The organism is Stenotrophomonas sp. DR822, assembly GCF_019793815.1.
GTDB lineage: Bacteria > Pseudomonadota > Gammaproteobacteria > Xanthomonadales > Xanthomonadaceae > Stenotrophomonas > Stenotrophomonas indicatrix.
The window spans coordinates 2,544,134-2,557,703 of sequence record NZ_CP081826.1 but is presented as its reverse complement, the minus strand read 5'-3'; the positions used below and the strand labels follow the sequence as shown (position 1 = coordinate 2,557,703).

The window sequence follows — 13,570 nt, the reverse complement described above, 5'->3', positions numbered from 1 at the left end:
CTGGCACGCCGGACCGCGACCGTCGCGGTCCCTGGCAGGACTTCCAGGAGATCGTTGCAGATGCGCAGCTGGGCGGCTCGTGGACTGATCCTGTTGACCGCCTTGCTGGCGCTGCCGGCGCTGGCCCAGCCGACGTCCACGCCGGGACCGTTGCCGCTCAGCCCGCCACAGCGCGAGTACCTGGCCGCACATCCTGTTGTCGTTGTTGGACAGTATGACAGTGGCTGGCCTCCTTTTGAGTCGATCCAGGACGGGAAGCAGATGGGGCTCGGCCCGGACTACCTGACGCTTCTGGCCCGGCAGCTGGGCCTGAAGGTGGAAACGCGCCGTTTTGCGGACTGGCCCTCTGTGCTGGATGCGGCATGTCGTGGCGAGATTGACGTGGTGATGAACATCGCCCTCAGCGCCGAGCGTACCCGTTGCATGGTCTACACCGCTGCCTATGCCGAAGCACCATTGGCCCTGGTCGGGCGTCCACAGGACCTGCGTGCCTCGGAGGCACCTGACCTGGACGGGCTGCGCGTGGTCGTCGAACAGGACTTCATGACCGGACCGCAGGTGCGTGCGCGGTTCCCCCGGGCACGACAACTTGTCGCAGACAACACGCTGACGGCCTTGCGTATGGTCAGAGACGACAAAGCCGACATTTTCATCGGCAATGCCTACGTGGCAACGGAACTGATCGCCGCCAACGGGTTGAAGGGTGTGGCGTTGCTGCGGCCCAGCGATCTGCCGCCGGAGCAGTTGCATTTCGGTGTGCCCAACAGCAAACAGCCGTTGTCCGAAGCACTGGATCTGGCGCTTGCCGCTGTCAACGAGACCCAGCGCGACGCCCTCGTGCAGCGCTGGCTGCGGGCGCCGCAATGGTCGGCATCGGCGCAGTTGGCGCTGAGCCAGGCAGAGAAACGGGTGCTGCAGCAGCCATTGAAGATCGGCTTTGCGCCCAACGCGGCTCCCCTGTCGTTCGCCGACAGGAATGGCAAGCCCAGTGGCCTGACCAACGAGTACCTGCAGCGCCTGCTGCAGGCCGGCGCCAACCTGCAGGTGGAAAACAGCCATGACTGGTACGAGGTGCGCGAGAAGGCGCGTCGTGGGGAACTGCAGGCGGTGATCGGCATTCCTGCCGATTCGAGCTATCTCGGGCCGGAATGGGTGTTCAGCCAACCCTTCATCACCGTGCCCAACGTGATCGTCACCCGCACTGACAGCCCGTCGATGCTGGGGCTGTCGGACCTGGACGGCAAGCGCGTGCTGTTGTCCGATCCGGAGCGCATCCGTGGCTACGTGCAGCATCAGGCACCGTCGGCGAAGATCGTCGCCGCGCGCAGCGCCGAGCAGGCCCTGCAACGCCTGGCTGATGGCGAGGCCGATGCCTACGTGGGCAACCTGGCGCTGGTCGACCAGCTGCTGCGCAACCGTTTCCCTGGGCGCCTGCAACTGGCCGCGCCTGCCGGGTTCAACGACCAGCTGGCGCTGGCGGTGGAGCGCCGCCATGCGGCATTGGCCACCACCTTCGACCGCCTGCTGCTGCAGATGGGGCCGCGGCGGCGCGAGGCCCTGCGCGGCGATTGGCTGTCGGTGGAATACCACGATGGGGTGGACTGGCGCACCCTGCTGCGCTGGGGCCTTCCGCTGATGCTGGTGCTGACCACTGCTGTGGCAGTGCATGGGCTGGGGCACTGGCGGTTGCGCCGCGAAGTGGCCGGCCGTCGCGAGCTGGAGCAGCGTCTGGCCGAGGTGACCGACAACCTGCCTGCCATCGTCTACCAGGCCCGCCGCGAAGCGGACGGCACCTTGAGCTTCCCCTTCATTGCCGGCGATGTGCAGTCGATGTTCGGCATCAGCCGGCAGCAGGCGGAGTCGGACGGGCAGGCGCTGCTGGCATGCATCGATGCCGACGACCGCGCAAAGGTGCTGCGTGCGATGGAGCTGGCGGCGCGCAATTTCGCCCCGCTGTCCTTCGAGTTCCGTATCCATCGCGACGGAAGTGCGCCCTGCTGGGTGCGCAGCCAGGCGCACCCGTACTCAACCGAAGCCGGCGCGGTAACCTGGAGTGGTTACTGGGTGGACGTGAGCCAGGCGCGTGCGCAGGCCGACGCGCTGGCCGCGGCGATGGTCGAAGCCGAGCAGGCTGCAGCAGCGAAATCGCGCTTCCTGGCCACCATGAGCCATGAAATCCGCACGCCGATGAGCGGTGTGCTGGGCATGCTGGAAGTGCTGGCGCATTCGCCGCTGGACGCTGAACAGCAACGCATCCTCGGCGTGATCGAAGACTCGGCGCAGATGCTGCGGCAGATCCTGGACGACATCCTCGACTATTCGCGGATGGAAGCGGGTGCGCTGCGCCTGGAGCCGGTGCCGCTGCCGGTGCGGCCACTGCTGGAGGGTGTGCATCGATTGTTGTTGCCGCAGGCCACGGCGCGGGGCCTGGACCTGCAGCTGGACATCGACGAACAGCTGGCACAGGCCCATGAAGTGGATGGCGTGCGCCTGCGCCAGATCGTGTTCAACCTGCTCAGCAATGCCATCAAGTTCACCGTGAAGGGCTCGGTGCGGCTGCAGCTGGAAGTGTTGGGCCCTACTGCCGAGGATGGCAGCCAGCCGCTGCGCCTGAGCGTCACCGACACCGGCATCGGCATCGCGCCGGAGCAGCTGCCGACCCTGTTCGAACCCTTCACCCAGGCCGGTGCTTACATCCAGCGCGACCATGGGGGCACCGGGCTGGGCCTGAGCATCTGCCGGCGCCTGGTGCAGAAGATGGACGGCGAACTGAAGCTGGAAAGCACGCTGGGCGAAGGGACGCGGGTGGAGGTGCTGCTGTCGCTGGTGGAAGCGCGCAGCGAGGATGTGATCGCGCTGCAGGCCGAGCACCAGCAGATCGCGCTGCTGCCCCCAGATCTGCGCCAGGCCCGGGTGATGATCATTGAAGACCATCCCACCAACCAGGCGATGATGGCCTGGCGCCTGCAGCAGCTGGGCGTGCCGCATGTGCTGGTCGATGACGGGCAGCAGGCACTGGACCGGCTGGCGGAGGAATCCTTCGATCTGGTCATTACCGACTGCCGCATGCCGGTGCTGGATGGATTTGGTTTCACCCGCCTGCTGCGCGAGCGCGAGGGGCGCAACGGCCAGCCGCGGATGCCGGTGCTGGCGCTGACCGCCAGCGTGCTTGACGATGACGCACGCCGCTGCCGCGAAGCCGGCATGGACGACGTGCTGGCCAAGCCGTTGTCGCTGGCGACGCTGCGGCAGGCACTGCTGCGCTGGTTGCCGCGCGCCGAGGGTGCTGAAGATGACCAGGCCGCGGTGGACAGCGACGATGAGCCCGAGGGCGACGAGGGGCTACCCGACCTGGCGACCCTGCAACGGCGCTTCGGTTCGCGCGAGATCGCCCGGCAGCTGCACGACAGCCTGGTGAAGGCCAGCAACGAGGACATCGCGGCCCTGCAGCGCGCGCTGCACGAAGGCGACCGGGTGACGGCCGCGCTGCACCTGCATCGGCAGGCCGGTGCGCTGGGGGCGGTGGGGGCACGCGGCCTGGCCGATCGCGCCAACGCGCTGGTGGAACGGTTGCAGGCCGCGGGCGATGCAGAGGTCGCATCGGCGGTTGCCGACGCCGGGCAGTTCGTGGCGCATCTGCAGCACCAGCTGCAGCGCCTGGCTCACTGAGCCGCGTGCTCCTGCAGGTAAGCGATCACCAGCGCGCGACGCTCGGCGCTCGGGAAGGCGTTGTACATGCGCGTGCCGGGTACCAGATGGGTGGGCGACTGCAGGAAGGTGTCCAGGGTCTGCGCACTCCACACGAAGTCGGCGCGGCGCATGCCCTGCGAGTAGCCGTAGTCGGGCAGGCTGCCCGCACGACGGCCGATCACCCCATGCAGGTTGGGACCGAAGCGGTGGATGCCGCCTGCATTGACGGTATGACAGCCCGCGCACAGTTCGAACGCGCGCTGCATCGCCTGCTGGCGCGCCTGTTCGGGCGTGCTGGGCGCAGCGGGCGGTCGTTGGCACGCACTGGCGACCAGGATCGTGGCAACAGCGGGAAGCAGGCGAAGGGCACGCATGGGCGAGCAGGATAACGGGCGCACGCGCCGTGGGGCTGCGACCGGCCGTCGCAGCCCCATGGCCGGTCACATGCCGGAGTAGTTCGGTCCGCCGCCGCCCTGCGGGGTCACCCAGACGATGTTCTGGGTCGGATCCTTGATGTCGCAGGTCTTGCAGTGCACGCAGTTCTGCGCGTTGATCTGCAGCCGCGCATCGTTGCCGTCGCCGACGAACTCGTACACGCCCGCCGGGCAGTAGCGCGCTTCCGGACCGGCGTACTCGGCCAGGTTCACCTTCACCGGGATGCTCGCATCCTTCAGCGTCAGGTGGCTGGGCTGGTTCTCGTCGTGGTTGGTGCTGCTGAGGAACACCGAGCTGAGGCGGTCGAAGGTCAGCACGCCATCGGGCTTGGGATAGGCAATGCGCGCGTGCTTGGATGCCGGCTCCAGGCAGGCGTGGTCCGGGATGCTGTGGCGCAGGGTCCACGGCGGGTTGCGCACGCCCAGCTTCGGCAGCAGCCACTGCTCGATGCCGGTCATCAGCGTGGCCACGGTCTGGCCCTTCTTGAACCACTGCTTGAAGTTCTTGGACAGCTTCAGTTCGTCGTGCAGCCAGCTGGTTTCAAAGGCGGCCGGGTAGGCGCTGAGCTCATCGTGCTGGCGATCGGCCACCAGCGCGTCGAAGGCGGCATCGGCGCACAGCATGCCGGTCTTGATCGCGGCGTGGCTGCCCTTGATGCGGCTGACGTTGAGGTAGCCGGCTTCGCAGCCGACCAGTGCACCGCCGGGGAACACGGTCCTGGGCAGCGACATCAGGCCGCCTGCAGTGATCGCACGCGCGCCGTAGCCGATGCGGGTGCCGCCTTCCAGATGCCTGCGGATCGACGGATGGGTCTTGAAGCGCTGGAATTCCTCGAACGGGCTCAGCCAGGGGTTCTTGTAGTCCAGGCCGACCACGTAGCCGATGGCGACCTTGCCGCCGTCGGCGTGGTACAGGAAGGCACCGCCGTAGGTGTCGGTATCCAGCGGCCAGCCGGCGGCGTGCACCACCAGGCCCGGCTCATGCTTGGCCGGGTCGATCTGCCACAGTTCCTTGATGCCGATGCCGTAGGCCTGCGGATCCTTGCCTTCGTCCAGCTTGAAACGGCTGATCAGCTGGCGGCCGAGGTGGCCGCGCGCGCCTTCGGCGAACACCGTGTACTTCGCATGCAGGGCCATGCCGCGTTCGAAGGCCGGACCGATCGTGCCGTCCTTTTCGATGCCCATGTCGCCGGTAGCCACGCCGATCACCGCGCCGTCATCGCCGTACAGCACTTCGGCGGCGGCGAAGCCGGGGAAGATCGCCACTTCCAGCGCCTCGGCCTGCTGCGCCAGCCAGCGGGTGACTTCGCCCAGGCTGATGATGTAGTTGCCTTCGTTGTGGAAGCACTCGGGCAACAGCGCGTGCGGGGTGGTGCGCGCGCCGGTCTCGCTGAGGAACAGGAACTCGTCGCGGGTGACCTTCTGCTTCAGCGGTGCGCCGCGCTCGGCCCAGTCCGGGAACAGTTCGGTCAGCGCGCGCGGGTCCATCACCGCGCCGGACAGCACGTGCGCGCCGGGTTCGGAGCCCTTCTCCAGCACGCATACCGACAGTTCGCGGCCGGCGTCGATCGCACGTTGGCGCAGGCGGATCGCGGTGGCCAGGCCGGCCGGGCCGGCACCGACGACGACCACGTCGAATTCCATGACTTCACGCGGGGGCAGGGCGTTGGCTTCAGCACTCATCGATTGCATGACTCGTGGGTAGTGCCGGCATCGGGGCCACCGGCGGTTGCCTGGGAATCGCGCGTGCAGCCACGGGCGAAACGGTTGTTTGAATGTGTCAGGGTACCGGGACGGGCGTGATCGAGCTAGATCGCCGATGTTCACATCGCAATTGCTGCAATGCAGCGTAATGCGCGTGGTCTGGCAGGTGCCAAGCTTGGTTGGCGTGAGCGGAAACACCAGCGCCGACCAGGGTCGGCCTCTACCCGCACACCAACGCCGCCCGGATGGCCGACAATGGCGGCAGTCCCGACTGCGTGTGAGTGCCATGGCTTTGGATCCGTACGACCTGTTCGATGTCCGTTCCCTGCTCAGCGAGGAAGAGCGCGCGGTACAGGAGAGCGTGGCCCGCTTCACCAACGAGCGCGTGCTGCCGATCATCGGTGATGCCTTCGACCAGGCACGGTTCCCGTCGGAACTGGTGCCGGAGATCGCCGCGCTTGGGCTGCTCGGCGCCACGCTGCCGGCCGAGTACGGCGGCGGCGACCTTGGCGCGGTCAGTTACGGGCTGATCTGCCAGGAGCTGGAGCGCGGCGATTCGGGCCTGCGCAGCTTCGTGTCGGTGCAGAGCTCGCTGTGCATGTACCCGATCTTTGCCTACGGCAGCGAAGAACAGCGGCGGCAATGGCTGCCGGCGATGGCCCGCGGCGAATTGATCGGCTGCTTTGGCCTGACCGAGGCACATGGCGGTTCCGACCCGGCCAGCATGAAGACCCGCGCGGTGCGCGATGGCAGCGACTGGCGCATCAACGGCAGCAAGATGTGGATCACCAGCGGACCGGTGGCCGACCTGGCCATCGTCTGGGCACAGACCGAAGACGGCATCCAGGGCTTCGTGCTGGAGAAGGGCATGCCCGGCTTCACCACGCAGGAGATCAAGCACAAGATGAGCCTGCGCGCGTCGCTGACCGGCGCGCTGTTCTTCGACGACGTACGCGTGCCCGACAGCCACCGCCTGCCGAACGTGAAGGGGCTGAAGGGGCCGCTGGGCTGCCTGACCCAGGCGCGTTTCGGCATCAGCTGGGGCCCGATCGGCTCGGCCATCGCCTGCCTGGATGAAGCGCTGGGCTATGCCAAGGAGCGCGTGCTGTTCGGCCGTCCGCTGGCGGCCACGCAGAGCGCGCAGATCAAGCTGGCCGACATGGCCCGGCGCATCACCATGGCGCAGCTGCTGGCGTTGCAGCTGGGCCGACTGAAGGAAGCCGGGCAGGTGCAACCGCAGCAGGTCAGCCTGGCCAAGTGGAACAACTGCCGCATGGCCATCGACATCGCCCGCGAGTGTCGCGATCTGCTGGGTGGGGCCGGTATCACCACCGAGCACGTGGCGATCCGCCATGCGCTGAACCTGGAATCGGTGATCACCTATGAAGGCACCGAGACCGTGCACCAGCTGGTGATCGGCCGCGAACTGACCGGCATCAACGCGTTCTGAGCGGGGCGGGGAACACAGCCATCCACGCATGGCGTGGATCTACTGAGCGGCTGTTGGGTCCGTCTTGAAGCGAGCCGAGGACCGCAGGTCCGGCGGGGGCGAAGAGGCGCGGGTGTCTGAGCGCAGCGAGTTCCGCGCCGTCCCCCGGCGGGCCGAGGAGCGCAGGGTACCGGTGCGCAGCACCGGCTCGCGGATGGCGGCGCGTTTCTTTTGGTTACTTTTCTTTCCGCGCGGAAAGAAAAGTAACGCCCATGAACGCATGCGCCCGCCACAGCAATCAGGCGGAAGAGAGACGCGTGGCGTTACGCCCCGCCGGCAAACCCATGCTGGCGCCACGCCTCGTACATCACCACCGCAACGGTGTTGGACAGGTTGAGGCTACGGTTGTCCGGCCGCATCGGCAGGCGCAGCCGGCGACCATCGGGCAGGGCATCCAGTACGTCCTGCGGCAGGCCACGACTTTCCGGGCCGAACAGGAATGCATCACCGTCGTCGAACGCCACGCTGTCATAGCGGACGCTGGCACGCGTACTCAGGGCGAACAACCGCTTCGGTGCGATCCGCGCCAGCGCAGTGTCCAGGTCCGGATGCACCTGCAGGCGCGAGTACTCGTGGTAGTCCAGGCCGGCGCGCTTGAGCTGCTTGTCTTCCAGTGCGAAGCCGAGCGGCTCGACCAGGTGCAGCTGCGCGCCGGTGTTGGCGCAGAGCCGGATCACATTGCCGGTGTTGGGCGGGATTTCCGGTTGGAACAGGATCACGTGGAACTGGGGCGCGGCATTCATCGGCGCAGTGTACCTGCGACGGCGGCCGCCTTTACGACGCACGCCCCGCGCGGGGCAGGGCGGACGTCGCTTACGGGCGCAGCAGGACCTGGGCGGTTTCGGCAGCGAAGGCCTGCAGCTGGGCGGCGCTCGGACGCACCTGCAGGGCCGGCAGGTTGACGATCACCTGGTTGGCGACGCTGGTGGCGGCCGCTGCCAGGGTGGCGGCGTAGCGCTGGGCTTCCTGCTCGGCAGCCAGGGCGACACGCTGCTCCAGGCTCGGGCGCACTTCAACCGAGGCCAGGGTGGTGATCGGCAGCGCGGCGGCGACCGGGCTGGCGACGAAGCCGTCGCGCTCGGCCAGCTGGTCGACGCTGGGGCGCACTTCGACAGTGGCCAGGGTCGGGATGCCGCTGGCCTGTTCCCAGGCCTGCTGGACCAGCTGGTCGGCGGCCGGGCGGACCTGCACGGTGGACAGGGTCTTGATGGATTCGGAGGCCTGCACCGACGAAACAACCGCGGTGCCGGCGATCAGGGCGATGGCGATGGCAATGGTCTTGGCGTTCATGACGGGGCCTGTTTAGTGTTGGTGAGCAGTGGTGTGGTAGTAAGGTAGAACACCAGTTCTGGGGATGCAAGCAGAATTTTCGATTTCCTGCTGTTGTTCAGTCTTCAGTCAGCTTTTGTCTGAAGCCCTTCCTGGCGCAGGAAGTACAAAGCAATCCCCGTGCCAACTTTTAGTCGTTGATCTATAAGGGTTTTATGGCTCTCCGAAAGTGTCCGCAGGGCGGACACCTGTCCATTCGGGGGGCTGCGGACACTGTCCGGACGTGAATCAGCGCCGTTCGTGACCCGGGAACGGCCAATCACGAAGGCCGAGGGGGCCGATCACCCCCAGTGACTGGTGGCCGATACCGGTGGCTGCACGCCCGCGCTAGGATCGGGATTCACCTTCGTGACCAAGGACCTGGATATGTCGCTCACCCTGCGCCCGCGCGCCGCGCTGCTCGCTGTTGCCCTCAGTACTGCCCTCGGCACGCTCGCGCCGACCTACGCGCTGGCGGCCAAGCCGGCCGCGACCAGCAAGGTCGATATCCCGTTCGAGCAGTTCACCCTGCCCAACGGCCTTCGCGTGGTGGTGCATACCGATCGCAAGGCACCGATCGTTGCGGTCAACATCTGGTACCACGTCGGCAGCAAGGACGAGCCCGCCGGTCGCACCGGCTTCGCGCATCTGTTTGAACACCTGATGTTCCAGAGCAGCGAGAACCACGACGGCGAGTACTTCGAACCCTTCAAGCAGGTGGGTGCGACCGGCCAGAACGGCACCACCAATACCGACCGCACCAACTATTTCGAGAACGTGCCGACCACCGCGCTGGACATGGCCTTGTGGATGGAATCGGACCGCATGGGCCATCTGGTGGGTGCGATCGACCAGGCTGCGCTCGACGAACAGCGTGGCGTGGTGCAGAACGAGAAGCGCCAGGGCGAAAACCAGCCCTATGGCCAGGTGTGGGAACAGCTCAACCGCGCGCTGTATCCGGTGGGCCACCCGTACCACCACAGCGTGATCGGCTCGATGAACGATCTCAACGCCGCCTCGCTGGACGACGTCAAGACCTGGTTCCGCACCTGGTACGGCCCGAACAACGCGGTACTGGTGCTGGCCGGTGACATTGATCTGGCCACCGCCAAGGAAAAAGCCGCCAGGTACTTCGGCAGCATCCCGGCCGGCCCGACCATGGCGCAGCCGAAGGTGGACGTGGCCAAGCGGCCGGCCGACACCCGCGAGGTGATGACCGACAAGGTGCCGCAGGCACGCATCTACCGCGCCTGGAACGTGGCGCAGGTCGGCACCACCGACGTCGACCAGCTGCAGCTGCTGGCCTATGTGCTCGGCGGCGCCAAGTCTTCGCGCCTGAGCCAGCGCCTGCAGCACCAGGACAAGCTGGTGGACAACATCAGCGCCGGCGCCTACGCCTCGCAGCTGGGTTCCAACTTCATGGTGATGGCCACGGTGAAGCAGGGCCAGGATCCGGCCAAGGTCGAAAAGATCATCGATGAGGAAATCGAGCGCCTGCTCAAGGAGGGCCCGACCGCCGAAGAACTGGCACGCGCCAAGACCGGCTCGCGCGCGGCGTTCATCCGCGGCATCGAGCGCATCGGTGGCTTCGGTGGCAAGGCCGATGCGCTGGCCGAGTGCACGGTCTACACCGGCGACCCGGGCTGCTTCCGCACCTCGCTGGCCAACATCGACAAGGCCACCGCTGCCGACCTCAAGCGCCTGGGCGCGCAGTGGCTGGACAAGGGCAGCCACACCCTGGTGGTCGAGCCGGGTGAACGCGTGGCGCTGAAGGAAGATCCCACGCAGGCGCCGAAGCCGTTCACCGTGCCGGCGGTCGACAGCCGGTACAGCACCCTGCCCGAGCAGGTGGACCGCAAGGCAGGCGTGCCGCAGACCCGCGAGTTCCCGCAGCTGAAGTTCCCGGCCCTGCAGCGCGCCACGCTGAAGAACGGCACCCAGGTGGTGCTGGCCGAGCGCCACGAGATTCCGGTGGTGCAGTTCAGCTACCAGTTCCCGGGTGGCTTCACCGCCGACCAGGGCCGTAAGCCGGGCACCGCCAACTTCACCATGAACCTGATGACCGAAGGCGCCGGCAAGCTCGGCTCGCTGGCCTTCGCCGATGCAGCCGATGCGCTGGGTGCCAGCCTGGACGCCGGTGCCGGCCTGGATTCGGTGACCGTCGACATGTCGGCCCTGAAGGAGAACCTGGTGCCATCGCTGGCCCTGTACCGCGATCTGCTGCGCGAGCCGCGCTTCGAGCAGAGCGAGATCGACCGGGTCAAGGCGACCTGGATCGCAGGCATCCAGCAGGAGAAGGTCAACCCGAACGCAGTGGCCATGCGCGTGCTGCCGCCGCTGCTGTACGGCAAGGGCCACCCGTACGCGATCCCGTTCACCGGCAGCGGTGACGAGGCGGCGATCCGCACCCTGGGCCGCGAGGACCTGGTCGACTTCCACCGCGACTGGCTGCGCCCGCAGGACGGCACCCTGATCGTGGTTGGCGATACCACCCTGGCCGAGATCGTGCCGCTGCTGGACAAGCAGCTGGGCGACTGGAAGGCCACCGGTGATGCGCCGACGATCAAGGCCACCACTGCGGTGGCGCTGCCGAAGAGCCCGCGCGTGTTCCTGATCGACCAGCCGGGCGCGGTGCAGGCCAACCTGTTCGCCGGCCAGGTCGTGCCGCCGTCCAGCGACGCCAGCTCGACCCGCTTCGACATCGCCAACGGCGTGATCGGTGGTGACTTCACTTCGCGCCTGAACATGAACCTGCGCGAGGACAAGCACTGGTCCTACGGCGCCCGCACCAGCGCCAGCAACACCGTGGGCCAGCGCCCGTGGATGGCGATGGCACCGGTGCAGATCGACAAGACCGGCCCGGCCATGGCGGAAATGCGCAAGGAGATCGCCGAGTTCGCCAACGGCAGCAAGCCGGCGACCGACGCGGAAGTGGCGCGCATCCGCAACATCCAGACGCTGAGCCTGCCCGGCGCCTACGAGACCGCCAGCGCGGTGGCCTCGACCATCGGCACGATCGTGCAGTTCAAGCGTCCGGACGACTACGTGCTGCGCCGCAAGGCCGAGATCGAAGCGATGACCCCGGCACAGGTGCAGCAGGCGGCTGCGGAGATCAAGCCGCAGGCGCTGACCTGGGTGGTGGTGGGTGACCTCAAGCAGACCGAAGCGGCCGTGCGCGCCTTGAACCTGGGCGAAGTGACCGTGATCGATGCCGAAGGCAACCCGGTCAAGAAGTAAGGGATGTGCCTGCCCGCTCCGGCGGGCAGGCACCTGCCGGTAGCGCCGGGCCGTGCCCGGCGAGCGCGCAGCGCGGCATCTGGACGCCTTCGAAGAACCGCTGGACATGGCCCGGCGCCACCGCAGCCTTCTTCGGCTATCCCTGATTCAGACGGTTCAGGCACACTCCTGACATTCCCTTCCAGGATCCTGCCCATGCGCGTTCTGCTGCTGTCGTCCCTGTTGCTCACCGTCACCGCCTGCACCTGGGTGCCGATCGAACCGGCCGGCAAGGCGACCCGCGTGCTGCCGGCAGGCCCGGTACCGGCCGGCTGCATCTCCAAGGGCGAAGTGGTGGTGACCGTGAAGAGCAAGGTCGGCTTCTACAACCGCAACCCGCTGCGCGTGCAGGAAGAGCTGGAAACCCTGGCCCGCAACGAGGCCCCGACCACCGGCGCCAATGCCGTGCAGGCTGCTGCGGCCCCTGCCGATGGCAGCCAGCGCTTCGCCGCCTTCCAGTGCCCGCCGCGCTGAATCCTTCACCATACGGCCAAGGCTGAATTCGTAAAGATGCGGTGAAGGCCCGGGGGGTTATAGAATAGCGCCCCCTTTGCCTGAGCCTTGGCGCTAACCTCGATGCTCTTCAAGAATGTCTCGATTGCCGGCCTGGCTCACGTTGATGCGCCGCACACGCTGACGACCAAGGAAATCAACGAACGCCTGCAGCCGACCCTGGATCGCCTTGGTATCCGTACCGACGTCCTCGGCGACATCGCCGGCATCCACGCGCGCCGCCTGTGGGACAACGGTGTCCTGGCGTCCGATGCGGCCACCATGGCTGGCCGCAAGGCGCTGGAAGACGCAGGCATCGATGCGACGCAGGTGGGCCTGCTGGTCAACACCTCGGTCAGCCGTGACTACCTGGAGCCGTCCACCGCTTCCATCGTGTCCGGCAACCTCGGTGTCAGCGACGAGTGCATGACCTTCGACGTCGCCAATGCCTGCCTGGCCTTCATCAACGGCATGGACATCGCTGCGCGCATGCTTGAGCGCGGAGAGATCGACTATGCGCTGGTGGTGGATGGCGAGACCGCCAACCTGGTGTACGAAAAGACCCTGGAGCGGATGACCGCGCCGGACGTCACCGCCGACGACTTCCGCAACGAACTGGCGGCGCTGACCACCGGTTCCGGTGCAGCCGCGATGGTGATGGCCCGTTCGGAGCTGGTGCCCGACGCGCCGCGCTACAAGGGTGGTGTGACCCGCTCGGCCACCGAGTGGAACCAGCTGTGCCTGGGCAACCTGGACCGCATGGTCACCGACACCCGCATGCTGCTGATCGAGGGCATCAAGCTGGCCCAGAAGACCTTCACCGCCGCCAAGATCGCGCTGGGCTGGGCCGTGGAAGAGCTGGACCAGTTCGTCATCCACCAGGTCAGCCAGCCGCACACCGCGGCGTTCATCAAGAATTTCGGCATCGACCCGAAGAAGGTCATGACCATCTTCGGCGAGCACGGCAACATCGGTCCGGCCTCGGTGCCGATCGTGCTGAGCAAGCTCAAGCAGCTGGGCAAGCTGAAGAAGGGCGACCGCATCGCGCTTCTGGGCATCGGCTCGGGCCTGAACTGCTCGATGGCCGAAGTGGTCTGGTAAAAAGTCACCGTTGACCTGCTGCGCGCCGTCCGCACCTGCCAGCCAACCGCTCGCGACGGACAGCGATGATGTTTCC

The 13,570-nt window shown here is 67.1% G+C and carries 9 protein-coding genes; 5 read left to right on the top strand and 4 right to left on the bottom strand.

Annotated features, from left to right (window positions below; translation table 11 throughout):
• The first annotated feature begins 60 nt into the window (after positions 1-60).
• Entirely contained in the window at positions 61-3,669 is a 3,609-nt protein-coding gene (locus tag K5K93_RS11840) for a transporter substrate-binding domain-containing protein (RefSeq protein ID WP_222387976.1), read from the top strand.
• On the opposite strand, the gene K5K93_RS11835 is transcribed toward K5K93_RS11840, so the two are convergent.
• Positions 3,663-4,064: a c-type cytochrome gene (locus K5K93_RS11835; RefSeq protein WP_033832730.1), complete on the bottom strand. Its 402-nt coding sequence runs from the start codon at positions 4,062-4,064 to the stop codon at positions 3,663-3,665. The genes K5K93_RS11840 and K5K93_RS11835 overlap by 7 nt on opposite strands.
• 66 nt (positions 4,065-4,130) lie before the next feature.
• A complete protein-coding gene (locus K5K93_RS11830) occupies positions 4,131-5,807 on the bottom strand; it encodes an electron transfer flavoprotein-ubiquinone oxidoreductase (RefSeq protein ID WP_222387975.1) in 1,677 nt (558 codons plus the stop codon).
• A 307-nt stretch (positions 5,808-6,114) separates the two neighbouring features.
• Between K5K93_RS11830 and K5K93_RS11825 the strand changes: the two genes are divergently transcribed.
• Positions 6,115-7,278 carry an acyl-CoA dehydrogenase family protein gene (locus tag K5K93_RS11825; protein ID WP_093820839.1) on the top strand — a complete coding sequence of 388 codons (1,164 nt, stop codon included), beginning with the start codon at positions 6,115-6,117 and terminating at the stop codon, positions 7,276-7,278.
• Between the two features lie 302 nt (positions 7,279-7,580).
• Here K5K93_RS11825 and K5K93_RS11820 read toward each other — a convergent pair whose 3' ends face one another.
• Positions 7,581-8,060: a tRNA (cytidine(34)-2'-O)-methyltransferase gene (locus K5K93_RS11820; protein ID WP_032978095.1), complete on the bottom strand. Its 480-nt coding sequence runs from the start codon at positions 8,058-8,060 to the stop codon at positions 7,581-7,583.
• 70 nt (positions 8,061-8,130) lie between these two features.
• Entirely contained in the window at positions 8,131-8,607 is a 477-nt protein-coding gene (locus K5K93_RS11815; protein ID WP_222387974.1) for a hypothetical protein, read from the bottom strand.
• A gap of 405 nt (positions 8,608-9,012) precedes the next feature.
• On the opposite strand from K5K93_RS11815, the gene K5K93_RS11810 reads away from it, so the two are divergent.
• From K5K93_RS11810 to K5K93_RS11800, 3 genes are all read left to right on the top strand, one after another.
• A complete protein-coding gene (locus tag K5K93_RS11810; RefSeq protein ID WP_222391054.1) occupies positions 9,013-11,862 on the top strand; it encodes a pitrilysin family protein in 2,850 nt (949 codons plus the stop codon).
• Between the two features lie 195 nt (positions 11,863-12,057).
• The gene (locus K5K93_RS11805) at positions 12,058-12,375 is read left to right on the top strand and encodes a DUF4156 domain-containing protein (RefSeq protein ID WP_025875855.1); all 318 of its coding nucleotides are present in this window, start codon (positions 12,058-12,060) and stop codon (positions 12,373-12,375) included.
• Between the two features lie 102 nt (positions 12,376-12,477).
• Positions 12,478-13,494 (top strand): 3-oxoacyl-ACP synthase III, encoded by a 1,017-nt coding sequence (locus K5K93_RS11800; protein ID WP_093820830.1) that lies wholly within the window; start codon positions 12,478-12,480, stop codon positions 13,492-13,494.
• Positions 13,495-13,570: the final 76 nt, after the last annotated feature.

What these genes read in the sequence shown, in the direction of transcription:
- K5K93_RS11820 (WP_032978095.1), bottom strand. Translation starts at nt 8,060, where the DNA reads ATGAATGCCGCGCCCCAGTTCCACGTGATCCTGTTCCAACCGGAAATC.
- K5K93_RS11835 (WP_033832730.1), bottom strand. Translation starts at nt 4,064, where the DNA reads ATGCGTGCCCTTCGCCTGCTTCCCGCTGTTGCCACGATCCTGGTCGCC.
- K5K93_RS11830 (WP_222387975.1), bottom strand. Translation starts at nt 5,807, where the DNA reads ATGAGTGCTGAAGCCAACGCCCTGCCCCCGCGTGAAGTCATGGAATTC.
- K5K93_RS11840 (WP_222387976.1), top strand. Translation starts at nt 61, where the DNA reads ATGCGCAGCTGGGCGGCTCGTGGACTGATCCTGTTGACCGCCTTGCTG.
- K5K93_RS11805 (WP_025875855.1), top strand. Translation starts at nt 12,058, where the DNA reads ATGCGCGTTCTGCTGCTGTCGTCCCTGTTGCTCACCGTCACCGCCTGC.
- K5K93_RS11825 (WP_093820839.1), top strand. Translation starts at nt 6,115, where the DNA reads ATGGCTTTGGATCCGTACGACCTGTTCGATGTCCGTTCCCTGCTCAGC.
- K5K93_RS11815 (WP_222387974.1), bottom strand. Translation starts at nt 8,607, where the DNA reads ATGAACGCCAAGACCATTGCCATCGCCATCGCCCTGATCGCCGGCACC.
- K5K93_RS11810 (WP_222391054.1), top strand. Translation starts at nt 9,013, where the DNA reads ATGTCGCTCACCCTGCGCCCGCGCGCCGCGCTGCTCGCTGTTGCCCTC.
- K5K93_RS11800 (WP_093820830.1), top strand. Translation starts at nt 12,478, where the DNA reads ATGCTCTTCAAGAATGTCTCGATTGCCGGCCTGGCTCACGTTGATGCG.